The sequence below is a fragment of the Olleya sp. 1-3 genome, from assembly GCF_002836085.1.
Classification (GTDB): domain Bacteria; phylum Bacteroidota; class Bacteroidia; order Flavobacteriales; family Flavobacteriaceae; genus Olleya; species Olleya namhaensis.
Genome location: NZ_PJBW01000005.1, coordinates 59,365 through 82,591, shown reverse-complemented (window position 1 = coordinate 82,591; position 23,227 = coordinate 59,365). Strand labels below are relative to the sequence as shown.

Annotated in this window: 26 protein-coding genes and 1 tRNA gene; 13 read left to right on the top strand and 14 right to left on the bottom strand. The window is 32.7% G+C overall.

Features of this window, described 5'->3' with window-relative positions:
• The first annotated feature begins 180 nt into the window (after window positions 1-180).
• Complete coding sequence (locus CXF54_RS06755; protein WP_101202950.1) at window positions 181-930, top strand: CDP-alcohol phosphatidyltransferase family protein; 750 nt, start codon at window positions 181-183, stop codon at window positions 928-930.
• A gap of 25 nt (window positions 931-955) precedes the next feature.
• Complete coding sequence (locus CXF54_RS06750; protein ID WP_101202949.1) at window positions 956-1,783, top strand: TerC family protein; 828 nt, start codon at window positions 956-958, stop codon at window positions 1,781-1,783.
• On the opposite strand, the gene CXF54_RS06745 is transcribed toward CXF54_RS06750, so the two are convergent.
• The 6 genes from CXF54_RS06745 to CXF54_RS06720 form a co-directional block, all read right to left on the bottom strand.
• The gene (locus CXF54_RS06745) at window positions 1,780-1,956 is read right to left on the bottom strand and encodes an Arc family DNA binding domain-containing protein (protein WP_090839345.1); all 177 of its coding nucleotides are present in this window, start codon (window positions 1,954-1,956) and stop codon (window positions 1,780-1,782) included. The two genes, CXF54_RS06750 and CXF54_RS06745, sit on opposite strands and share 4 nt — an antisense overlap.
• A gap of 44 nt (window positions 1,957-2,000) precedes the next feature.
• Window positions 2,001-2,861 carry an SPFH domain-containing protein gene (locus tag CXF54_RS06740; protein ID WP_101202948.1) on the bottom strand — a complete coding sequence of 287 codons (861 nt, stop codon included), beginning with the start codon at window positions 2,859-2,861 and terminating at the stop codon, window positions 2,001-2,003.
• A gap of 171 nt (window positions 2,862-3,032) precedes the next feature.
• Window positions 3,033-3,773 carry an LPS export ABC transporter ATP-binding protein gene (gene lptB / locus CXF54_RS06735; RefSeq protein WP_090839350.1) on the bottom strand — a complete coding sequence of 247 codons (741 nt, stop codon included), beginning with the start codon at window positions 3,771-3,773 and terminating at the stop codon, window positions 3,033-3,035.
• A gap of 75 nt (window positions 3,774-3,848) precedes the next feature.
• Window positions 3,849-4,211, bottom strand: coding sequence for a carboxymuconolactone decarboxylase family protein (locus CXF54_RS06730; RefSeq protein ID WP_101202947.1), 363 nt, complete (start codon window positions 4,209-4,211; stop codon window positions 3,849-3,851).
• Window positions 4,195-5,037, bottom strand: coding sequence for a twin-arginine translocase subunit TatC (tatC, locus tag CXF54_RS06725; protein ID WP_101202946.1), 843 nt, complete (start codon window positions 5,035-5,037; stop codon window positions 4,195-4,197). Before tatC ends, CXF54_RS06730 begins: the two co-directional genes overlap by 17 nt.
• On the bottom strand, window positions 5,037-6,002 hold the full coding sequence (locus CXF54_RS06720; protein ID WP_090839359.1) for an SIS domain-containing protein: 966 nt from the start codon (window positions 6,000-6,002) through the stop codon (window positions 5,037-5,039). Before CXF54_RS06720 ends, tatC begins: the two co-directional genes overlap by 1 nt.
• Before the next feature lie 199 nt (window positions 6,003-6,201).
• Here CXF54_RS06720 and CXF54_RS06715 point away from each other — a divergent pair, with 199 nt between their 5' ends.
• Window positions 6,202-8,394 carry an ATP-dependent DNA helicase RecQ gene (locus CXF54_RS06715; protein WP_101202945.1) on the top strand — a complete coding sequence of 731 codons (2,193 nt, stop codon included), beginning with the start codon at window positions 6,202-6,204 and terminating at the stop codon, window positions 8,392-8,394.
• Between the two features lie 40 nt (window positions 8,395-8,434).
• Here CXF54_RS06715 and CXF54_RS06710 read toward each other — a convergent pair whose 3' ends face one another.
• Complete coding sequence (locus tag CXF54_RS06710; RefSeq protein WP_090839365.1) at window positions 8,435-8,884, bottom strand: hypothetical protein; 450 nt, start codon at window positions 8,882-8,884, stop codon at window positions 8,435-8,437.
• A gap of 128 nt (window positions 8,885-9,012) precedes the next feature.
• Here CXF54_RS06710 and CXF54_RS06705 point away from each other — a divergent pair, with 128 nt between their 5' ends.
• A complete protein-coding gene (locus CXF54_RS06705; protein ID WP_101202944.1) occupies window positions 9,013-9,945 on the top strand; it encodes a peptidylprolyl isomerase in 933 nt (310 codons plus the stop codon).
• Between the two features lie 105 nt (window positions 9,946-10,050).
• Window positions 10,051-10,593, top strand: coding sequence for a YfiT family bacillithiol transferase (locus CXF54_RS06700; RefSeq protein WP_101202943.1), 543 nt, complete (start codon window positions 10,051-10,053; stop codon window positions 10,591-10,593).
• A gap of 3 nt (window positions 10,594-10,596) precedes the next feature.
• Here the strand turns inward: CXF54_RS06700 and CXF54_RS06695 are convergent, their stop codons facing one another.
• Entirely contained in the window at window positions 10,597-11,001 is a 405-nt protein-coding gene (locus CXF54_RS06695; protein ID WP_101202942.1) for an OsmC family protein, read from the bottom strand.
• A 219-nt stretch (window positions 11,002-11,220) separates the two neighbouring features.
• Here CXF54_RS06695 and CXF54_RS06690 point away from each other — a divergent pair, with 219 nt between their 5' ends.
• Genes CXF54_RS06690 through CXF54_RS06680 form a run of 3 tightly spaced genes read left to right on the top strand, consistent with a single transcriptional unit; the run spans window position 11,221 to window position 13,495 of the window.
• Window positions 11,221-11,556 (top strand): tRNA-binding protein, encoded by a 336-nt coding sequence (locus tag CXF54_RS06690; RefSeq protein ID WP_101202941.1) that lies wholly within the window; start codon window positions 11,221-11,223, stop codon window positions 11,554-11,556.
• A 3-nt stretch (window positions 11,557-11,559) separates the two neighbouring features.
• Window positions 11,560-12,462, top strand: a complete 903-nt coding sequence (locus CXF54_RS06685) for a bile acid:sodium symporter family protein (RefSeq protein WP_101202940.1) — start codon at window positions 11,560-11,562, stop codon at window positions 12,460-12,462.
• Between the two features lie 4 nt (window positions 12,463-12,466).
• A complete protein-coding gene (locus CXF54_RS06680) occupies window positions 12,467-13,495 on the top strand; it encodes a 1-acyl-sn-glycerol-3-phosphate acyltransferase (protein ID WP_232782583.1) in 1,029 nt (342 codons plus the stop codon).
• A 52-nt stretch (window positions 13,496-13,547) separates the two neighbouring features.
• Here the strand turns inward: CXF54_RS06680 and CXF54_RS06675 are convergent, their stop codons facing one another.
• Together CXF54_RS06675 and CXF54_RS06670 are read right to left on the bottom strand one after the other, a co-directional pair.
• Window positions 13,548-13,964 (bottom strand): PUR family DNA/RNA-binding protein, encoded by a 417-nt coding sequence (locus tag CXF54_RS06675; protein WP_101202939.1) that lies wholly within the window; start codon window positions 13,962-13,964, stop codon window positions 13,548-13,550.
• An 84-nt stretch (window positions 13,965-14,048) separates the two neighbouring features.
• A complete protein-coding gene (locus CXF54_RS06670) occupies window positions 14,049-15,791 on the bottom strand; it encodes an ABC transporter ATP-binding protein (protein WP_101202938.1) in 1,743 nt (580 codons plus the stop codon).
• A 146-nt stretch (window positions 15,792-15,937) separates the two neighbouring features.
• Between CXF54_RS06670 and CXF54_RS06665 the strand changes: the two genes are divergently transcribed.
• From CXF54_RS06665 to CXF54_RS06645, 5 genes are all read left to right on the top strand, one after another.
• The gene (locus tag CXF54_RS06665) at window positions 15,938-17,041 is read left to right on the top strand and encodes a Glu/Leu/Phe/Val family dehydrogenase (RefSeq protein ID WP_101202937.1); all 1,104 of its coding nucleotides are present in this window, start codon (window positions 15,938-15,940) and stop codon (window positions 17,039-17,041) included.
• Window positions 17,042-17,151: 110 nt separating this feature from the next.
• Window positions 17,152-18,096, top strand: coding sequence for a transcription antitermination factor NusB (gene nusB / locus CXF54_RS06660; protein ID WP_232782582.1), 945 nt, complete (start codon window positions 17,152-17,154; stop codon window positions 18,094-18,096).
• An 87-nt stretch (window positions 18,097-18,183) separates the two neighbouring features.
• Window positions 18,184-18,681, top strand: coding sequence for a DUF1573 domain-containing protein (locus CXF54_RS06655; protein WP_090839390.1), 498 nt, complete (start codon window positions 18,184-18,186; stop codon window positions 18,679-18,681).
• Window positions 18,681-18,977 carry a preprotein translocase subunit YajC gene (gene yajC / locus CXF54_RS06650; protein WP_101202936.1) on the top strand — a complete coding sequence of 99 codons (297 nt, stop codon included), beginning with the start codon at window positions 18,681-18,683 and terminating at the stop codon, window positions 18,975-18,977. The genes CXF54_RS06655 and yajC overlap by 1 nt, the downstream gene beginning before the upstream one ends.
• Before the next feature lie 514 nt (window positions 18,978-19,491).
• Window positions 19,492-19,573 (top strand) — tRNA-Tyr (locus CXF54_RS06645).
• 353 nt (window positions 19,574-19,926) lie between these two features.
• Here the strand turns inward: CXF54_RS06645 and CXF54_RS06640 are convergent.
• The 4 genes from CXF54_RS06640 to pepT all read right to left on the bottom strand — a co-directional run bounded on the left by CXF54_RS06640 (window position 19,927) and on the right by pepT (window position 23,214).
• Complete coding sequence (locus CXF54_RS06640) at window positions 19,927-20,322, bottom strand: hypothetical protein (RefSeq protein WP_101202935.1); 396 nt, start codon at window positions 20,320-20,322, stop codon at window positions 19,927-19,929.
• 111 nt (window positions 20,323-20,433) lie between these two features.
• Entirely contained in the window at window positions 20,434-20,805 is a 372-nt protein-coding gene (locus CXF54_RS06635; RefSeq protein WP_101202934.1) for an SET domain-containing protein-lysine N-methyltransferase, read from the bottom strand.
• A gap of 82 nt (window positions 20,806-20,887) precedes the next feature.
• Entirely contained in the window at window positions 20,888-21,970 is a 1,083-nt protein-coding gene (locus CXF54_RS06630; RefSeq protein WP_101202933.1) for an L-dopachrome tautomerase-related protein, read from the bottom strand.
• 2 nt (window positions 21,971-21,972) lie between these two features.
• A complete protein-coding gene (gene pepT, locus CXF54_RS06625) occupies window positions 21,973-23,214 on the bottom strand; it encodes a peptidase T (protein ID WP_101202932.1) in 1,242 nt (413 codons plus the stop codon).
• Between the last annotated feature and the right edge of the window lie 13 nt (window positions 23,215-23,227).

Genomic DNA, 23,227 nt, shown 5'->3' with positions numbered 1-23,227 from the left:
TTTGAGCAACGGTAAGTGTTGTGCTTAGGACTAAAAAAGCTAGTAAATGGACTTTCAATTTCAATTTTTTTTACAAAGATGCTATAATTTTTCTATATATTAAACTTCAAAATTAATAGTATATTGCTTAGTGTTTGGAATAGACCAAAATACTTTGCTATTTTTACAAAAAACTAACTGATGAACATCAAAGCTTTTATACCTAATTTTATTACGCTTCTAAATTTATTATGCGGAAGTATTGCAGTAATTTTTGCCATAAACAATCATTTTGTTTTTGCTGCCTTTTTTGTGTTTTTAGGTATTTTCTTTGATTTTTTTGATGGTCTTTTAGCACGTAAATTAAACGTGCAAAGTGAGCTTGGACTACAGTTAGATAGTCTTGCAGATATGGTGACTAGTGGATTAGTCCCAGGTTTAGTGCTTTTTAAATTATTAGAATTAGCGAGTAATAGTAAAGCCATTACACCAATAGATTCTTGGTCAGAATCTATGGAGTGGACGGGCTATCATTTTAATTTATTGCCATTTATAGGGTTATTTGTAACTTTAGCATCTGCATACAGATTGGCGCGTTTTAATATAGACGAAGACCAACAGAGTTACTTTAAAGGCTTACCAACACCTGCTAATGCATTACTAATTTTGTCATTACCTTTAATTTTAGAGTTTCAGAATAATGATTTAATTAATAGTATTATACTTAATAAGTGGTTTTTAATAGCCTTAACAATATTAAGTTGTTATATATTAAACTCGCCAGTAAAGTTATTCGCTTTAAAATTTAAAAACTTGAGTTTTAAACCAAACGCTGTCCGTTATATCTTTATTATTTTAAGCATTGTGCTTTTAATAGTATTACATTTTGCTGCTATACCGGTAGTTATTTTACTTTACATATTACTATCCTTATTCAATAATATCAATTAAATTTTTATAATCAACTAATTACATCATGTTACAAATTGTTTTTACATTATTAATGCTTGTCTTATTGCAAGCTGTTTTAGGTTTTGATAACCTTTTATATATCTCTTTAGAATCTAAAAAAGCACCAGAAGCTGATCAAAAGCGTGTTAGAAAAGTGGGTATTTTAATAGCTATTGTACTGCGTATTATTTTATTGTTTGTACTAGTATCTATTATTGACTTTTTTAAAGAACCTTTTTCTTTTATGACAGGGGAGTTTGGGAGTGTTGCTAGTTTTGCTTTTAACGGACACAGTTTAATTGTGCTTGCAGGAGGTGGTTTTATTATCTATACGGCTATTAAAGAAATATGGCACATGATTGGTGCACACGATTTAGATGTGGATATTGAAGGTGATGGTAAACGTGGTAAATCTGCAAATGCTGTGGTAACTAGCATAGTTATTATGAATCTAGTATTCTCTTTTGACTCTATTTTAGCAGCTATAGGATTAACTAGCGAAATTGAAAACGCAACAACCGCGTTTATTGTTATGGCAATTGCGATTGTAATTAGTGGGTTGTTAATGTTGTTTTTAGCCGATAGAATCTCAGTGTTTTTAGCTAAAAACCGTATGTATGAAGTCTTAGGGTTATTTATCTTATTTATAGTTGGAATCATGTTAGTAACAGAAGGTGGGCATTTGGCACACTTAAAGTTATTTGGAAACCCAATTGAATCTATGAGTAAGACAACCTTTTACTTTGTATTGGTTATTTTAATTATTGTGGACGTTGTGCAAGGGCGTTATCAAAAGAAGATTATGGCAGAAAATGCCTCAAGGAATAAAGTAAAAGATACTAACGATATTTAATCGTTAGTATCAGGTGTTCTTTTTTTAGGGCTGCGTTTTGCTTTTTTTAGGCTCTCGTTTAGCATCCATTCAATTTGACCATTAGTGCTGCGGAACTCATCCGCAGCCCATTTTTCTATGGCTTTCATCATGTCTTCATTTATACGTAATGCAAAAGCTTTTTTCTTAGCCATTTATAGTATTAGTTAAAGTGTTGTGATTAATGCAAATGTATTGCTTATTGGTTTAAAGTCCCTGTATTTAATACTGGAGATGCATCTTTATCTCCACAAAGGATAACCATTAGGTTACTAACCATGGCAGCTTTACGATCGTCATCTAACTCTACAATATTCTTTTTACCTAGTTCTTCTAAAGCCATTTCGACCATGCTTACAGCACCTTCTACAATTTTATGACGAGCTGCAACTATAGCGGTTGCTTGTTGTCTTTTAAGCATTGCACTAGCTATTTCCTGTGCGTATGCTAAATATCCAATTCTTGCTTCTAATACTTCGATTCCTGCAATAGATAAACGTTCGTCAATTTCTTTTTCAAGCGCTTCACTAACTTCATTTACACTTGAGCGTAAGGTAATATCTTCAACATGACCTTCGTCTGCAAAATTATCATAAGGATACATACTAGCTAGTTTTCTTACGGCAGCATCGGTTTGTACTTTTACAAAGTTTTCGTAATTATCTACATCAAAAGATGCTTTGTAAGTATTAGTGACGCGCCATACTAAGATTGTACTAATCATAATTGGGTTTCCTAGCTTGTCGTTTACTTTTAAACGTTCGCTATCAAAATTACTAGCACGTAAAGAAATTGCTTTTTTATTGTATAAAGGATTCACCCAAAACAGACCATTAGATTTTATACTTCCAACGTACTTTCCGAATAAAAGTAATACTCTAGAGTTGTTAGGATTTACTAATACAAATCCTTTAAATAATATAATAGCTGCAACTAAACCAAATATGTATAACGGGTTTTTTGTTGCAATTATTAGGTAGATGCTAGTGACTATTAATGCAATAGTTATGGCTAGTATTAAATAGCCATTTAATGGTTTGATTTCTTTTTCTTGATTCATAGTTAGTGATTTAGTATGATATTATTTTGATATCATAAAGATATATAAAATTTACATACGAATCCTATTTAATTTTAAAATAAAAACAAATGTTAGATTTAGAGCAAAAGAAAACAGCTACACTCTTTAGTTAAGAGTATAGCTGTTTGTGTTGTATTTATGAGATTAAATTTAGTCTCTAATTTTTTTCTTACGTAGTTCAAAATTTTGACCCAAGTATACTTTACGTACCATTTCATCATTAGCAAGTTCTTCTGGTTCTCCTGCTTTAAGGATACTTCCTTCAAACATAAGATATGTACGGTCTGTAATAGCTAACGTTTCTTGTACGTTGTGATCTGTAATTAATATACCAATGTTTTTTTTGGTTAACTGTGCTACAATACGTTGTATGTCCTCTACAGCAACAGGATCTACTCCTGCAAAGGGTTCGTCTAATAATATAAAACTAGGATTAGTGGCTAATGCACGTGCAATTTCTGTACGACGACGCTCTCCTCCAGATAATAAATCACCTCTACTTTTACGGATGTGACCTAAACTAAACTCCTCAATTAAAGACTCCATGCGGTGCAATTGTTCTTTTTTTGTAAGCTTAGTCATTTGTAACACGCTTAGAATATTATCTTCAATACTTAGTTTTCTAAACACAGATGCTTCTTGCGCTAAATATCCAATTCCGTTTTGAGCACGCTTGTACATTGGGTAATTAGTAATGTTGGTGTCGTCTAAGTAGATATTTCCAGCATTAGGTTTTACCAAACCAACCGTCATGTAAAACGACGTTGTTTTTCCAGCACCATTAGGTCCTAAAAGCCCAACAATTTCACCTTGACTAACCTCAAGCGATACGTCTTTTACTACTTTACGTCCATTATAGGACTTCATTAAATGTTCGGCTCTAAGCTTCATTTGGTGTGTTTAATTGTGCTAAAAATAAGCATTTCAGTATAACTTGTAAAATAGGCGCTTTATTTTATATAAAGTTTAACCTTGCTTTGTTGCATCTTGTGCTTCTAAAGCCTCCCAATACTCATAAGCACGACGTAAGTGTGGTATAACAATAGTACCACCAACTAAAGTTGCAATACTTAACGTTTCCATAACTTGCTCTTTAGATAAACCATGGTTGTAACTAGACTCTAAATGGTATTTTATACAGTCATCACATCGTAATACTGTAGAGGCTACTAAACCTAATAACTCTTTAGTTTTAACATCCAAAGCGCCTTCAGAAAAAGCATTGGTGTCTAAATTAAAAATACGTTTGATTATTTTATTATTATCGCCTAGAATTTTATCATTCATTTTTTCGCGATAGTCGTTAAATTCTTTAACTGGTTCTGACATTTTTTTCTTTTTTATTTTCTTTTTTTTCTTTTTTCACTACAACTCTAGAGATATGAATACTTACTTCATATAAGATTATTACAGGAATCGCTACAATAATTTGACTTGCTACATCTGGAGGCGTAATTACAGCCGACAAAATTAATACAATAACCAATGCAAATTTTCGGTATTTTTTTAAAAATTCAGGAGTAACCAAACCAACTTTTGTAAGAAAGTAGATTAATATAGGTAACTCAAATATTATTCCAGAAGCTAATACAGATGCTCTGATTAACCCGATATAAGACGAAATGTCAATCTCATTGGATACCTCTGCACTAACAGAATACGTCCCTAAAAAGTTAATAGATAGCGGTGTTATAATATAATATCCAAAAAGGACACCCATAAAAAATAACAAGGACGATATAATAATAAATCCTGTTGATGTTCTTCTCTCTTTAGAGGTTAATCCGGGACTGATAAATTTCCATAATTGATAGATCACATACGGGAAGGCTACAATAAAACCAGCATAAATGGACGTCCAGATATGTATGGAAAATTGCCCTGCCATTTCACGGTTTTGAATAATAAAGGGGAAGGAATCTGCACAAAAACTAATGTCTTCAAATCCAAAAAACTGAGACATTTCACACAAACCTTGGTAGGTTGGAAACGTCATTTTTTGAGGTGCAAATAAAACGCTGTCAAACATAAATGTTGGAAAGCAAAAGGCCACCATACCACAAAGCACAACAGCAGAAACGATTCTAATTAAATGCCATCTTAAATCCTCAAGATGATCTAAGAAAGACATCTCGTTTACATTTTTTTTCGCCATTATAAAATACCTTCTCTAATTAAATCGTGGATATGTACCACACCAGCGTATTTGCCTTCTTTTTCTACTAATATTTGAGAGATACCGTACGTTTCTAAAACCTCCATAGCATCAATAGCCATAGCATCTTCTTCGATACGTTTTGGGTTAGCACTCATAATATCTTTAGCAGTTAAATCTGTAAAATTATCTACTTTACTTAACATACGACGTAAGTCCCCGTCTGTAATAATGCCAACAATAGCATTGTTTTCTGTAACTGCAGTAACACCTAACATTTTTTCGGAAATTTCAATAATCACCTGTTTAATATTGGTGTCTAAAGTAACTTCTGGTTTTTGGTTTACAGAAGAAATATCTTCAACTCTTAAATATAATTTTTTTCCTAAAGCACCACCTGGATGATACTTGGCAAAATCTTTACTTGAAAACCCTCTTAATTCTAATAAGCTTACCGCCAAAGCATCACCTAAGACTAATTGTGCAGTTGTACTTGTTGTTGGGGCTAAATTATTTGGACACGCTTCTTTTTGTACAAACGCATTTAAGATATAGTCTGCTTGTTGTCCTAAAAACGAATCTTTATTACCAGTAATGGCAATCATTTTGTTTTTAGCATTTTTAATTAATGGCACTAAGACTTTAATTTCTGGTGTGTTTCCACTTTTAGAAATACAGATTACCACATCATCTTGTAGTATCAATCCTAAATCGCCATGGATGGCATCCGCAGCATGCATAAATACAGCAGGTGTGCCGGTAGAATTTAAAGTTGCTACAATTTTTGTAGCTATAATAGCACTTTTACCAATACCTGTAATAATAACACGACCTTTAGAATTATAGATTAATTCTACAGCGTCCGCAAAGTCGTTATCAATTAAAGTAGAGAGGTTTAGTATTGACTCCCCTTCTAATTTAATTGTTTCTTTTGCGCTACTAATAATAGATGCTTTTGTTTTCAATGTATTTAATTTTTTTGGTTTATAAAGATTTTACTATCTTTAGTTTTATTCTAAAAAAGCGACAAAGCTTTAATATAATAATATTGGCAACAAATTTAGCGAAAAAATTGGGAGGGGAATTCAATTTTTAGCAACATTTTATTTGTTAGTCATATGTAAGTAAGTGTAAATAATTAATTTAATACGTAAGTTATAACTAGTGAAAAGCGATTTGCATTCTGCATTAAAAAAATACTTTGGGTTTGACGAGTTTAAAGGACTTCAAGAACAGGTTATACAAAGTATTACAAAACAAGAAAATACATTTGTGATAATGCCAACTGGTGGTGGTAAAAGTTTATGCTACCAATTGCCAGCGTTGATGCAAGAAGGGACTGCTATTGTAGTGTCTCCTTTAATTGCATTAATGAAAAATCAAGTAGATGCCATTCGTGGTATATCTAATGAGCATGGTGTTGCACATGTATTAAATTCATCTTTAAACAAGACAGAAGTAAAACAAGTTAAAGAGGATATTACTAACGGTATTACAAAACTATTATATGTAGCACCAGAATCGCTGACCAAAGAGGAAAACGTGGAGTTTTTACGCACTGTAAAAATCTCGTTTATGGCAGTAGATGAAGCACATTGTATTAGTGAGTGGGGTCATGATTTTAGACCAGAGTACCGAAATTTAAGATCTATTATAAGACGTATAGGGGATAATATTCCTATTATTGGTTTAACAGCAACCGCAACACCTAAAGTGCAAGAGGATATCTTGAAAAACTTAGGGATGAATGATGCCAATACGTTTAAAGCTTCTTTTAATAGACCTAATTTATATTACGAAATACGTCCAAAAACAAAAACTGTAGATTCTGATATTATCCGTTTTGTAAAACAAAACGAAGGGAAGTCAGGGATTATTTATTGTTTGAGCAGAAAGCGCGTGGAAGAGTTAGCACAAGTATTGCAAGTTAATGGTATTAAAGCAGTACCGTATCATGCCGGATTGGATGCTAAAAAACGATCCAACCACCAAGATATGTTTTTGATGGAAGATATTGACGTTGTTGTCGCTACCATTGCTTTTGGGATGGGAATAGACAAGCCAGATGTACGTTTTGTAATTCACCATGACATACCTAAAAGTATAGAAAGTTATTACCAAGAAACAGGTCGTGCAGGACGTGATGGAGGAGAAGGACATTGTTTAGCGTATTATGCATATAAGGATATAGAAAAACTAGAAAAGTTTATGTCGGGTAAACCAGTAGCGGAGCAAGAGATTGGTCAAGCGTTACTGCAAGAGGTTGTCGCTTTCGCGGAAACTTCAATATCACGACGTAAATTTATATTGCATTATTTTGGAGAAATGTTTGACAACGCCACTGGAGATGGTGGAGATATGGATGATAACATGCGTTTTCCAAAAGACAAACAAGAAGCACAAGACGATGTTAAATTGCTTTTAGAAATTGTTGATGCAACTAACGAAAAGTATAAAGCAAAAGAACTAGTAAATGTTATTACTGGAAAATCAAATGCTTTAATAGCATCACATAAAACAGATGCACAGCCCTTTTTTGGAAAAGGAAGTGCAAAAGATAAATCCTATTGGATGGCCTTAACACGCCAAATATTAGTGACAGCTATGCTTAAAAAAGATATCGAAACTTACGGTGTCATTAAGTTAACAGATAAGGGAAGAGCGTTTATTGACACCCCATTCTCTTTTATGATGACTAAAGATCATCAGTTTGGAGACGAAACCGATAATTCTATTATCACAGCACAAAGTGGTGCTGGTGCAGTTGTGGATGAGGCTTTAATGAAAATGCTAAAAGATTTAAGAAAATCTAATGCTAAAAAATTAGGTGTACCTCCTTTTGTAATATTTCAAGATCCTTCATTGGAGGATATGGCTTTAAAATACCCAATAACTGTTGCCGAATTATCCAATGTGCATGGTGTTGGAGAAGGGAAAGCTAAAAAGTACGGAAAAGATTTTGTTAGCTTAATTGCGCAATATGTGGAGGATAATGATATTATTAGACCCGATGATTTAGTTGTTAAATCTACAGGAAGTAACTCTGCTCTTAAATTATATATCATCCAAAATGTGGACAGAAAGTTACCATTAACAGATATCTCTTCTGCAAAAGGAATGGAAATGCCTGCTTTTATTAAAGAAATGGAAGCTATTGTATTTTCTGGAACAAAACTAAATATCGATTATTGGATAAATGATATTTTAGATGAAGACCAACAGGAAGAAATTCATGACTACTTTATGGAATCAGAAACAGATAAAATAGATGTGGCAATAGATGAGTTTGATGGCGACTATGATGACGAAGAATTACGTCTGTATCGTATTAAATTTATTAGCGAAGTCGCTAATTAATATTACACATTACAGTACCAAAAGAGGAAAACGACAGTTGCTACTGCTCGTTTTCCTCTTTTATTTTTGCAATAGGTTTAAACACAAACGTGTTCTTTTTTATATTTAACGTGATACTTTTAATAGTAGATCGTTTTATTTTTTCGACAGTATCTTTTTCAATTTCAAAATCAATACGTGTTGCATTACCCTTAAAAATATCTACAGGATCAGATTCTATTTCGTCCATATCAGATTTTAAGCTCAAGTTATACCCTTCGCCATCCACTAACAATGTAGCGCCAGTTTTGGTTTTAGTATTTAAGCGCCCAATAACGTACGTTTGTAAATAATAGTAACCACCAAGCTCATTATAACCAGCATAAATAACATTTTGATCAGACACGCCAAGTGGGGCATCTTCACTATGTTTTAAAACGGTTTCGATATAATCAGCATCTTCAGCTTGACTTGTCTTATTTCCTCCAAAAATTTTACTAAATACACCCATAGTTTATTTTAATCTGTGTCAAATCTAATAAAATTTAAGAGAATAGGATTCGCTTAAAAAAAATGATATCAGATAACACATACCTTTTAACTTCTTTATATCTTTGCAGTTCATTAAAAAACAATGTAATGCAAGACGGTTTATACGCAAAATTTAATACGAATAAAGGCGAGATTTTAGTCGCTTTAGAATTTGAAAAAACGCCTGGAACAGTTGGTAACTTTGTTGCTTTAGCAGAAGGGAATATGGAAAATAAGGTTAAGCCTCAAGGTACACCTTACTACGATGGATTAAAGTTTCATAGAGTTATAGATAATTTTATGATTCAAGGAGGATGTCCTCAAGGTTCTGGAACAGGAGATCCAGGGTATAAATTTGATGACGAATTTCATCCTGAATTAAAACATAGTGGGCCTGGAATATTAAGTATGGCCAATTCTGGACCAGGAACAAACGGAAGTCAATTTTTTATTACACATATTGCTACAGATTGGTTAGACGGTAATCATACTGTATTTGGTAATGTAGTAAAAGGACAAGATATAGTAGACGCTATCGCTCAAGGAGATCAAATTGATACTTTAGAGATTGTTAGAGTTGGTGCTGCTGCAGAAAGTTTTAATGCTATTGAAGCATTTAGAACATTTGAAGGTGCAAGAGAAAAGCGTATTGCTGAAGAGCGTGCAGAAAAAAGTGCTGAGTTAGATAAATTAGCTGCAGGTTTTGAAGAAACTGAAAGTGGTTTACGTTACCAAATCATCCAAAAAGGAGCTGGTAAAAAAGCAGAAAAAGGAAACCAAGTATCTGTACATTATAAAGGACAATTAGCAGACGGAACTGTATTTGATAGTTCTTACAAACGTAACCAACCTTTAGATTTTCAAGTAGGAGTAGGTCAAGTTATTTCTGGTTGGGATGAAGGGATTCAATTATTAAACGTAGGTGATAAGGCGCGTTTTGTAATACCTTCAGACTTAGGATATGGAGCAAGAGGTGCAGGAGGAGCAATTCCACCTAACGCCGTACTTGTATTTGATGTAGAGCTTGTTGACGTTAAATAATAATATTACAGTATAATATTTAGCACGTTTAAATACTATATTAAAACACTAATAAAACCTTAAAAGAGTCAAATCTTTTGAGGTTTTTTTATTTACTTTTACCTCATGACAGACCAGCAACTAGAAACATTAAAATACCCTATTGGTACATTTGATTGTCCATCAACTATTACAAAAGCCATGACAGAGGCTTGGATTTCTATTTTAGAACATTTTCCTAATAGATTAGAGCAATTAGTATCTGATTTATCGGATAAGCAATTAGATACACCATATCGTGCTAATGGTTGGACGGTTAGGCAAGTGGTACACCATGTTGCGGATAGTCATCATCATAGTTATATCCGTTTTAAATGGGCTATGACGGAAGATAATCCTGTGATTAAAGCATATGACGAAAACACATGGGCTGCACAGCATGATTACAATCAGCCTATCGAATTGTCATTATTACACATCAAAGCGGTACATGCTAAGTTGGTACATTATGTTAAAGGATTAAGTATAGAGCAGTTACAACGTACCTTTATACATCCTGAAAGTAACGAAACGGTTGCTTTAACTAAAAACTTAGGGATTTATGCATGGCATAGTAATCACCATTATGCGCATATACAAGAACTGATTAAACGCGAAGGTTGGATGTAACCGCTAATTGGGTGTTTTTATTATCGTACCATTTATAGCGCAACATTGACTTACAGTGTTGTAAATAGTGCCAAATTTTTCAATATTTTTTTTAAGTAAATTGATGTTTAAACTGTCATCATCACTATAAATTTTTAGCTTATAATTTATCTGGTCCATTCTAGGTGGTTTCTCTAAACGTGTCGCACCAACGGTTATTTCTGCTTTCGTGTACTCAAACTTCATTAATCCAGAAAAGCGCTCAACATTTTTAAGAATACACGCCGAAAAAGACCCCAAGAATAATTCTGCGGGGTTAGCTAATGTGTCAGCAGATGCTTTAGTTGTTCCAAAGTTAATATCAGATTGTTTAATCTGCATAGATGCATTGTTGTTTGCTTTGGATTGGGCTGTAATGGAATAGGTCATAATTTGTTTTTATTAACTATTTATATAGATGCTTTTTACAATCAGTTTTAGTTTTAAAAGACGGGTGTGTTTAAAGCGAAATATCATAAAAAAACACCTTAATAAAGATACCAATTTCTTCAATTTGAAATTAAACTTTTGATATGATTTAAATCATGTCATTTTTAGTATTTCATTTTAAAATATTACATTGCAGTATAACCACAAACTAACTAAGTCATGAGTGATACTATTCAATTTGACGATTTTGCCAAAGTCGATTTACGTATTGGTACCATATTAGAAGTGAACGATTTTCCTGAAGCCAGAAATCCTGCGTATCAATTAACTATTGATTTTGGAGATTTAGGTGTCAAGAAAACCAGTGCGCAAATAACAACTCTGTATACAAAAGAAACCTTGCTTAATAGGCAAATTGTTGCGGTAGTAAATTTTCCTAGAAAACAAATTGCTAAATTCATGAGTGATTGTCTTGTAGTTGGAGCAGTAGATGGTAAGGATGTTATTTTACTTAATCCAGAAAGTAAAGTGCCAAATGGTACTGCGGTATCATAGTTTATGGTAGAGGTCGATCACGCGCAAATCAACTTTGATTCTAATGGTCTTTTTATTTTAAATATTGCCTTAGCTATTGTCATGTTTGGTGTAGCTTTAGGTATAAATATTCAAGATTTTAAACAATTAATCAAGCAGCCTAAACCCATTCTTGTAGGTTTACTGTCTCAGTTTGTATTATTACCTTTAGTCACCTTTTTATTAGTCATTTTAATACAGCCAGAACCTAGTATTGCGCTAGGTATGTTTATGGTGGCAGCATGTCCTGGTGGTAATATTAGTAATTTTATAACCCACTTGTCTAAGGGTAATACCGCGCTGTCCATTAGTCTAACCGCTTTTGCGTCTGTATTAGCGTTGGTATTTACGCCTTTTAATTTTCAGTTGTATGGTAATTTATATGCGCCGACAGCTACGATATTAAAATCGGTAACTTTGCAACCTATGGCTATATTTAAAATTATGGCATTAATTTTAGGGATTCCGTTAATAGGAGGGATGTTATTAAATTATTATCGACCAAATTGGTCTAATCAGTTGTCTAAAGTTTTGAAGCCAGTATCTATCTTCATTTTTATTAGCATCATAGTTATTGCATTTTCAAAAAATATAACAGTATTTACTGATTTTATACATCACGTATTAGCGATCGGAATAAGCCATAATATTGTGGCTTTACTATTGGGATTTTTGGTAGCGAAAGCTTTTAGGTTGTCATTTAAAAATCAAAAAACGTTAAGTATCGAAACCGGAATTCAAAATTCAGGGCTTGGATTGTTATTGGTCTTTACTTTTTTTGATGGCTTAGGCGGAATGGCAGTTTTGGTTGCCTTTTGGGGAATTTGGCATATTATTTCTGGGTTAATACTAGCGTCGTTTTGGACGAGATCAAATGAGAAAATATAAATTTTTGAAAAAATTGTGGTTGCATAGTGTTAGGTTGTATATCCAAATTGGATTGTTTTTTTATTATAAAAACATCAGTTTAATAGGTAAAGAAACAATACCTAAAGATCAGCCAGTGTTATTTTTAGGTAATCACCAAAATGCACTATTAGATGCCTTGTTGATCGCTACTAAGTCTGGACGGTTTTGTTATTATTTAACGCGAGCAGCTGTTTTTAAAAAACCTCTGGTTAGTAAACTATTGCAAAGTCTTAATATGCTACCAGTATATCGTGTCCGAGATGGTTGGAGTACTATTGCTAAAAACAAATCAGTATTTAGTACTAGTGTCGGATTATTGCATGACAATCAGGCTATAACTGTTTTTCCGGAAGGGAGTCATAGTTTGGTTAGACGTGTTAGACCGCTTAGTAAAGGATTTACTAGGATTGTACTAGAGTTAAGAGAAAAGCACCCTAATACCGCAGTTAATTTAATTCCAGTAGGGTTTAATTATCAAGAAGCTAAACAAATGGGAAGTTGTGTAGCTCTTGTTTTTGGGCAACCTATAGTGTCTTCGGATTACAATCAATTAAATACAATAGAGGCTACTAAACAAATAAAGGCGGATGTGTTTGATGCAATGTCCAAGTTGACGACTCAGATTCCTGAAGAAAAGTATGATATCGTGTTACAAAAATTAACGGAACGTCAAGTTGATTTTACCGATCCTAAAACGGTCAACCGTTGCATTGCTTCTAATTTTGAAGAGTGTAGCAGTCAGCCTGTAAAAATAGGTGTTTTTAAAGTCGTTTTAAAGCCAATGGTGTATACAATATTGTGCTTACCAATACTTGTCTGGAAAAAACTAATAAAACCTAAAATTAAAGAAGAAGAATTTGAGTCTACCTTTAGGTTTGCGGTCTGTTTGACATTAGTGCCCTTTTGGATGCTTTTATTGTTTTGTATTACAATTAGTAGCTTTGGGTTAGTGTCGGGACTTGTTGGTTTAATATCAAGCTTAGTACTATTCTTAGTTTATAATAAATCATAAAAAAAGCCTTTTCTGTAATTAGAAAAGGCTTTTTTTATGATTTTAGTATGGATTAGATATCATCAAAATCTACATCTGTAAATCTACTTTCTGCACCTGTTGTGTTTTCAGTAGTTTCAGTAACAGGAATGGCTTCTGTAGTTGCTTCTGGTTTTGGTGTATCGTATTCTCTTTTAAAATCTTTTTGGTGACGTTCGCTTATAACTTCATCTCCTTTTTCGTTGATGATATAATCTGTCATTTCCTTTAAGATTTCATTAAACTCGTTAAAATCTTCTTTGTATAAATAGATCTTATGTTTTTTATAATGAAATGATCCGTCGTCATTTGTAAACTTTTTACTTTCAGTAATCGTCAAATAGTAATCGTCTGCTTTTGTCGCTCTTACATCAAAAAAGTAAGTTCGTCTTCCGGCTCTTAAAACTTTCGAAAAAATCTCTTCCTTCTCCATCATCTCGTTATTATGCATAATACTAGTTTTGTGTTGTTAGTTAATTCTCTCTCAAAAATCAAGAAAAAAGTTGAATGTCACAACATTTTAATACAAATATTTTTACTTAGTTGTTTTTAAATACAACTCTTTATAATAGCCATCTACGGTAATAAGCTGATTATGTGTTCCGGATTGTACTATCTGTCCATCGTCTAAAACAATTATTTGATCTGCATTTTTAGCAGAAGAAATTCTGTGACTAACAATTATGGTTGTTTTGTCTTTAGTAATCGTTTTTAGATTAGTTAAAATTTTCTCTTCAGTTTCTGTGTCAACAGCTGATAAACAGTCGTCAAATAGCATGATTTCAGGTTTCTTGATAATTGCTCTAGCTATGGAAACGCGTTGTTTTTGTCCTCCTGATAAAGTAATACCACGTTCTCCTAAAACAGTGTTGTATTGTTTTTTAAACTTGACTATGTTTTTATGTACTTGTGCTAGTTTTGCAGCTTCAATAACCTCCTCATCTGTTGCGTTTTCTTTTCCAAACTTGATGTTATTATTAATACTGTCACTAAACAAAAAGGCGTCTTGTGGCACATAACCTGTGGCATCACGCAGGCTGTATAAATTTAAATCTTGGATTGGTGTATTGTCAATTAAAATTTCGCCTTTATTAACATCATATAGACGTCCAACTAAATCTAAAATAGTAGATTTTCCAGAACCGGTTTTACCAATAATAGCTAACGTTTCTCCAGAGTTAACTTTAAAGCTAACATCTTTTAAGGCTTGTATATTAGTATCGTCATAAGTAAAGGATACATGTTTAAACTCAATATCACCTTTTATGTTAGACGCTGTTGGTGTGTTGTTTTGTATTTCGGGTTCTGTCTTTAAAAACTCATTAATACGTTTTTGAGAAGCTTCTGCTTCCTGCACTATTGAGGTTACCCAACCTACAGTAGCTACTGGCCATGTTAGTAAGTTGACGTACATTATAAACTCAGAGATGGTCCCTAAGCTAATCTCGCCATTCATGTATTGTTTTCCACCAATATAAATAACTAACACATTACTTAATCCTATTAGTAAAATCATCATTGGAAAAAATAAAGCTTGTATTTTGACTAGATTAAGTTGCTTTTCTTTGCTAGTTTCTGATAACTCATTAAAGTTAGCAGATGTCTGGGGCTCTATTCCGTAGGCTTTTATAACAGAAATTCCACTAAACGTTTCTTGAGAAAACGTTGATAATTTAGATAAATACTGCTGTACAACGGTACTACGCTTGTGTATTTCTGAGCTTATTTTGTAAATTATTATAGACAAAATAGGTAAAGGAATAATAGTATATAAAGTTAATAAAGGGGCTTGTTTAAACATAAAAACAAGCGCAACTATAAATAAAGTTAAGGTGTTTATACTATACATAATGGCAGGACCTGCGTACATGCGTACTTTTCCAACATCCTCGCTAATACGGTTCATTAAATCTCCCGTTCTGTTTTTCTTATAAAAGTTAAGAGACAGTTTTTGGTATTGTTGATAGATTTCGTTTTTTAAATCAAACTCAATATATCGTGACACGTTAATAATTGTTTGACGCATCCAGAAGGTAAGTATACCAGATAAGACAGCAGAGCCTACTAAAAACAAGATGTATTTTAGTAATTTGGCTTTATACGTGACTTCACTAGTTTCAGGGTTTTGTAGTTGATCGTTGACTACATCTATAATTGAACCAATAAATTTTGGAACAAAGACAGTAAATAATTTAGAAACTATAGTAATTAAAACACCAATTATTATTTGTGTTTTATATTTGTAAAAATACTTGTTAAGATGTTGTAGTTCTTTCATTTAAATGACAACGTAGTTTTAGAAAGTTTTTAACAATTTCACATTTTAACATGCTAATTATTGTTTTAATATTAATTATAAGCTAATTTCGCGCATTGATTTTACAAATAATGTAATATCTATGTATTAAATTAAATGTTTACTAAATGGTTTCAGAATTAATCAATACCAATCAACTATCAAAAGCAGATCCTGTTTTTGGACAATTATCTTTCGATAATCACGAACAAGTCGTTTTTTGCAACGACAAAGATACAGGATTAAAAGCAATAATTGGAATACATAACACAGTTTTAGGACCTGCATTAGGAGGTACTAGAATGTGGCAATATGCTAATGAGTGGGAAGCACTTAATGATGTATTACGTTTATCTAGAGGGATGACTTTTAAGTCAGCTATTACAGGTTTAAACCTAGGTGGTGGAAAAGCTGTTATTATAGGTGATGCCAAAACACAAAAAACGCCAGAATTAATGAAGCGTTTTGGAGAGTTTGTGCATAGCTTAAGCGGAAGATACATTACTGCAGAAGATGTAGGAATGGAAACTGCAGATATGGATTTAGTTAGAGAAGTAACACCTTATGTTACTGGAATATCTGAAGACAAAGGTGGTGCAGGAAACCCATCTCCAATTACAGCATACGGTGTATTTATGGGAATGAAAGCTGCTGCTAAATATAAGTTTGGAACAGATGTTTTAGAAGATAAAACTGTAATTGTACAAGGGATTGGACATGTTGGTGAGTCTTTAGTAGAGCATTTAACAAACGATGGTGCTAAAGTAATTATTGATGATATTAACGAAGCGCGTCTTGCTGCAATAAGCAAAAAGTACGGGGCTTCAATTTATAAAGGAAGTAATGTATATGCAGAGGATGTAGATATCTACGCACCTTGTGCATTAGGCGCAACAATTAACGATAACACAGTTAACTCTATCAGAGCTAAAGTTATTGCTGGAGCAGCAAACAACCAATTAGCAGACGAGATTAAGCATGGTCGTATATTACAAGAAAAAGGAATTGTTTACGCACCAGACTTTTTAATTAATGCTGGAGGAATTATTAATGTTTATGCTGAGTTAGAAAACTACGGTAAACAAGAAATAATGAGAAAGACAGAAAATATTTATAATACGACGTTGGAAATCTTGAATAACGCTGAAACTAATGATGTTACAACACATCAAGCAGCCTTAGACATAGCTTTAGGTAGAATTGAAGCTAGAAAAAAAGAAAATCAGCAATAGATATTACTAAAATAGACTATTTTTGCAGGGCGGAAGTGAAAACTTTCGCCCTTTTTAATTAATATAAAAAAGTATTTCAAACTAATTGAAATCTAAAGTTCTTTGTAAATATGCTAAGTAGAAGACATATCCGTGTTAAAGTAATGCAAGTATTGTACGCATTTAATGGTACAGAAAGTGATGATTTTTCAAAAGATCAAAAATTTTTATTATACAGTATAGATAACATGTATAGCCTTTATTTAATGATTTTGTCATTAATGATAGAGGTTAATAAAAAATCTAAAACCCAATTAGAGACCATTCAAAAGAAGCATTTAGCAACTCCAGAAGAAAAGAATCCCAACAAAAAATTTATAAACAATCAAGTATTACAGCTTATTGCTAATAACGAGGCTTTAAAAATAGCTTTCGCGAATAACAATATTAATAATTGGCAATTAGATAACGAGTATGTAGACGTTATTTATAAAGCAATTATTGCTAGTGATTTGTATAAGGAATACATGCAAACTAAAACCTCTACTTTTAAAGAAGACAGAGATTTTATTGTAGATGTGTTTAAGGATATTATTGCTCCAAACGAAAAACTATACGATTATATCGAAGATAAAAACTTAACGTGGTTAGATGATTTACCAACGGTTAATACTTCAATATTAAAATTGTTACGTAAAATCAAGGAGTCTTCTGACGAGCGTTTTTTAACGCCGCAATTATATAAGGATATCGAAGACAAACAATACGCGATTAACTTGTTTAAAAAAACATTGTTAAATCAAACTAAAATTGGTCAAGAGATTTCTGATAAAACTAAAAATTGGGATACAGAACGTATTGCAAGTTTGGATATGGTATTATTAAAAATGGCCATTTGCGAGCTTAAAGAGTTTCCATCTATACCTACTAAAGTCACAATTAACGAATATTTAGAGATTTCTAAAGAGTACTCTACACCAAAAAGTAGTATTTTTATCAATGGTATTTTAGATAAAATATTAAAAGAGTACCAAGAGGACGGAAAACTAAATAAAATTGGTCGAGGATTGATGTAGTAAAAAAATATTATTATTTTTGACAGACCAAATATTATCTAACGGAAGTCTAAACATTTAGACTTGAACAAATTTAAAATAAGTATTATGAAAAAAGTATTGATTCTATTAAGTGCAGTATGCTTAATCAGCTTAACATCATGTAAGCAAAATGCAGCAGCTAAAATTGATCCAAGCAATGTTACAGCAGCAGCAGAAAGAGACGCTAAATCTAACAAATTACCAGTAATTACTTTTGATAAAAAAGAGCATGACTTTGGTCAGATTGTATCAGGTACTCCTCAAGAAACAGTGTTTTCTTACACTAATACTGGAGAAGCACCTTTAGTAATTACAGATATTAAAAGTACTTGTGGATGTACAGTACCTCAAGATTGGTCAAGACAACCATTAGCAGTTGGAGAGTCTGATAAATTTACAGTTAAATTTAACGGTAAAGGAGCTAACAAAACATCTAAAGTAATTAACATTACTGCTAACACTTCTACAGGTAAAGAATCTGTAAAAATTACAGCATTTATTACTCCAGATCCTAATGCAGCTTCAAAAGGTGCAAATACTAACTTAGGACCGGTTATTCAATAATGGAGAGTCTTAGCGGAATTTTACCAATAGTAGCAATGATTGCTGTTGTGTATTTCTTAATGATTGCACCACAGATGAAACGTGCTAAAAAAGAAAAAGCATTTGCTTCGGAATTAAAACGTGGTGATAAAGTAATTACTAAAAGCGGTATGCACGGTAAAGTTGCAGAGCTTAACGATAAAGACAATAGTTGTGTTATAGAAACTATGTCCGGAAAGCTTAAGTTTGATCGTTCTGCCATTTCTATGGAAATGAGCGCAGCGTTAAACAAGCCAGCTGCAGAGTTGAAAAAGTAAACATTACTTTAAAATATATTTAAAAGGCGACCATTTGGTCGCCTTTTTATGTTTAGTGAATTTTGGACTTATGATACTGTAGTCCTTCTATTTTAATTATAATAAAGGCTGTTTTTTTTAGCCTATCGCTTGTTTTAACCTCTTTTCTATGTTTCATTTATATAATTGACGATATAGTGTTGTATTTAAGTAGAGGAGGTCTTAAAAGTATAGTCTAACTAAATTGTAGCTTACCAATATTAATACAATTTTTATCATTTTAGTTCGGGTTATCTTTATTGATTTTGATGTGTTTTTACAAATAGTATACTTTGCTAGCTTTTTTAGTTGGTTTTAGCACAGTTAGTAGTCAGAATACAGGTGTATTTTACTACTATTATTAGGGTGAATGAAATAAATTAGAAAATAAAAGTGCTGTAACCACTTAAAAATCAATCAAACAAAAAACATGTGATAAAAACAGTAGATTTTTGTTTGTTTAAACGTAAAACTTAAATATATTTGTGCCAGCTTAGGGGAGATACTCAAGCGGCCAACGAGGGCAGACTGTAAATCTGCTGACTACGTCTTCGCAGGTTCGAATCCTGCTCTCCCCACAGAAACAGTAAAAGTCTTCTTATTTAAGAAGGCTTTTTTTATGCATTAAATTTAGAGTTTGCTTTTGAGTTTTGTTTAGCTGAATTATAAAAGTGGTGTGATACATTACATCTTTTAATCTTTATTAAAAGCAGAAGCGTATTTATTTTAAATAGAAAAAGCCAAAACAAATCTGTTTTGGCTTTTTTTATTGTAAGCATGGTTTTATCAACGCACGCTAGCTTATGTTTGATGTATTAACGTAATAGTCTAATCTGAATATAATAGTAGCGTAAAGCTAGTAATAACACACAGTTTTATCTATCTGTTTAGAGATAGAAAGTAAAGGCTAAAAAAAAACTAGAGCTTATGCCTAGTATTCAGTTAATACTTTTTTGAAATATTTTAAATCTAATATGTTCATGCTGTTATCAAGGTTTCTGATAAGCGAAATCACATATTTAAGACTTTCAATTTGATCTATTTCTACAGTTTCAACTTCAGCTTCTTCTGTTTCTTCAGTGTCTTCCTCAGTATCAGTATCTTCTTCAAGAGGAGAATCTTCTGGAATAGCTATTAAAAAAGAATCATTCTCTTCAATATGCTCGTAAGTATAACGAAGTACTTTTACAGCAAGAGGCACTTCTTTCTCTATAGCGTAAGTTCTTAATTCTTTAATGTCATCAATCAATGTATCTGAAGTAATACCTGTAGCATCTAGGTTTTTCAGAATACGGTCTATTAGCGTAATTGCTTTTTTATTTTCCAAAGGGCAAAATTATAATATGATTAGTTACTTCGAATTGCAAATTTAATTTTTTTTGTCCTTACGGGAAATCAATTGCAGATGTTTATTTTAATTATTTTTAATGGTAGTAAATCATTGGTGCTTTTTCCAATAGGGTTTACCATAACCACAAAAAATTTCGGATCCAGATTTTATACGTTTAGTTGCTATTATACAAACATTGCCATCATCATCTAATCCAATTTTGGCATTGTTTTTAAAGGGACTATTCGAGGTCCCTTTAGTGTCATTTGCATATTTAGCAAAACAGTCGGTATGCATGCTATCCATTATACTTCCATCTAATAAATTAATAAAATAACGGTCGTGGTTTTGTTTTGCTCTTTTGTCTGCTTCAAGCACATCAATTATTTCGCCTTTAAAAAGCGAAATAATCTCATGCTTGTATATGTCTATAACCGTAAATAAACCACTGCCAGCTTCAAGTATTTGCGAGGGGTGCACATAAAGATAATCTTCCTCTAAACCTTCAATGGTATTGTTTTGTGTGGTATCCGTTTTGATAATGATAGTCTTAAATAAGTAATTACTCTGTTATGGCTAATTTATTAACCTGAAATGTCATGGTTGGAATAGGTCCCGTAATGTCGTTAATACGTGAATTGGTATAGTACAAATCACCATTATAAATACTAAAAGTATCAGCCCAACGTACCATATCACCTTTGGCTATAGTTGTTGTTTTACCGTTTAAATCTCTTTTTAAAATGGCATTGTTTTCTAAATCGGCATAGTAAAGATTACCAAATTGGTCAAAAATCATTCCGTCAGGTGCAGCAGTTCTATCTACAACTTCTACAGCAGCTTCTATATCTTCCGTCGTACCATTAATTAAAACAGCGGTTGACACTGCGTATAACGTATATCCGGTTAATGCATGAAAATACAATGTATCATCTATTTGGTTTAAAGCAATACCGTCAGAATGTACGGTGTTTACCCATTGTTTACCATTAATAGTTAAATGATCCGTTTCAGCAGTTGTAGAAAAATGATCCGTTAATACACGTTTAAATGTTCCGTTTTCCAAATTCAAAATTAATAAACCTGCGTGTCCCGAATCTGTAAGGTAAGCAACCTTATTTTTACGATCGATACGGACATCATTGATATATGAATCTTTAAAAAACACATCGTTTGGTAACGTGTACGTTTGTGTTAGACTATCATTTTCTAAATTGAAAACAAATAATTTGGGATTAGATAAAACACCTTTAAAAAACGGGTTTCTAGTATCTACTACAAATAATTCGTTTTGAGAAACAACAACAGATTGTACTGCAACAAAAGTAGTATCTGTTAAAGGGGTGTCAGTAGTCCAGCTATTCCAACTTTCATTTGGAAAAGGAATAGATTCGCCATTCACCACTTCTGTAACCGAATGTTTTACTGTCGGTCTCCATCTAGGAAAATTAACAAATACACGTCCCGCTTGACTTACAGAAACACCTGTAACTTGTTGGCCAGTAAATTCTGCAACCGTTGTAATAGTTGCTAATTTTTCTGATGTAGTACTTGTTTCTGTTGTTACAGGATTAGTGTGTTTTGTCTCTTTTTTGCATGCAATACAGCTTATAACCAAAGCCGATAATACTAATAGTTTTTTCATTATTATTTGTTTTTCTCTGCTGTAATTTCACAAATTTTACAAATTACTTCCGTTGCTTTAATCATACTTTCAACAGGAACATACTCATAACGACCATGAAAATTATGTCCTCCAGCAAAGATGTTTGGACAAGGTAAGCCCATATAGCTTAATTGTGATCCATCTGTACCACCACGAATGGCTTTGATAAGCGGTTTGATATTTAATTGCTTCATAGCTTCTTCTGCAATGTCAACAATGTGCATTACAGGTTCCACTTTTTCTTTCATATTAAAATATTGATCTTTAATCTCGATAGTTACTACTTCTCTTTCATATTGTGCATTAAGTTCATCAGTTAGCTTTTGCATCATTTCTTTTCTAGCTTCAAAATGACCTAAATCGTGATCTCTAATTATGTATTCTAATACTGTTTCTTCAACTTCTCCAGACATAGAATATAGGTGGAAAAAACCTTGGTAACCTTCCGTATGTTCCGGTGTTTCTAATCTTGGTAACGAGTTGATAAACTCTGTAGCGATGTACATGGAATTGACCATTTTTCCTTTAGCATAACCAGGGTGTACAATTTTTCCTTTTACTTTTACAACCGCGCCTGCAGCATTAAAGTTTTCATATTCTAATTCTCCAATCTGACTACCATCCATGGTGTAAGCCCATGCTGCCCCAAATTTTTCGACATCAAATTTATGTGCACCACGACCAATTTCTTCATCAGGTGTAAAACCAACTCTAATTTTTCCGTGCTTGATTTGTGGATTAGCCACAAGATATTCCATTGCCGAAATAATCTCTGTAATTCCAGCCTTGTCATCTGCTCCTAAAAGTGTTGTTCCGTCGGTTGTAATTAATGTTTGACCTTTGTATAGTAATAAGTCTTCAAAATAATCTGGAGACAATACAATGTTTTCTTCTTTGTTTAAAATAATGTCTTCACCGTCGTAGCTATCAATAATTTGTGGTTTTACATTAGCACCTGTGAAATCAGGAGTCGTATCAAAATGCGAAATAAAACCAATAGTCGGTACGTCATGAGCAACATTACTAGGTAAAGTTGCCATTATATAAGCATGCTTATCTATAGTGACCTCTTCTAGACCAATAGCTTTTAGCTCTTCTACTAACGCATTGGCTAAATCCCATTGTTTAGCAGTACTTGGTGTAGTGTCACTTGCTGGATCAGACTCAGTATCCACAGTTACGTAACCTACAAATCTTTTAATTATATCTTCTTTTGAAATCATTTTGTTGTGATTT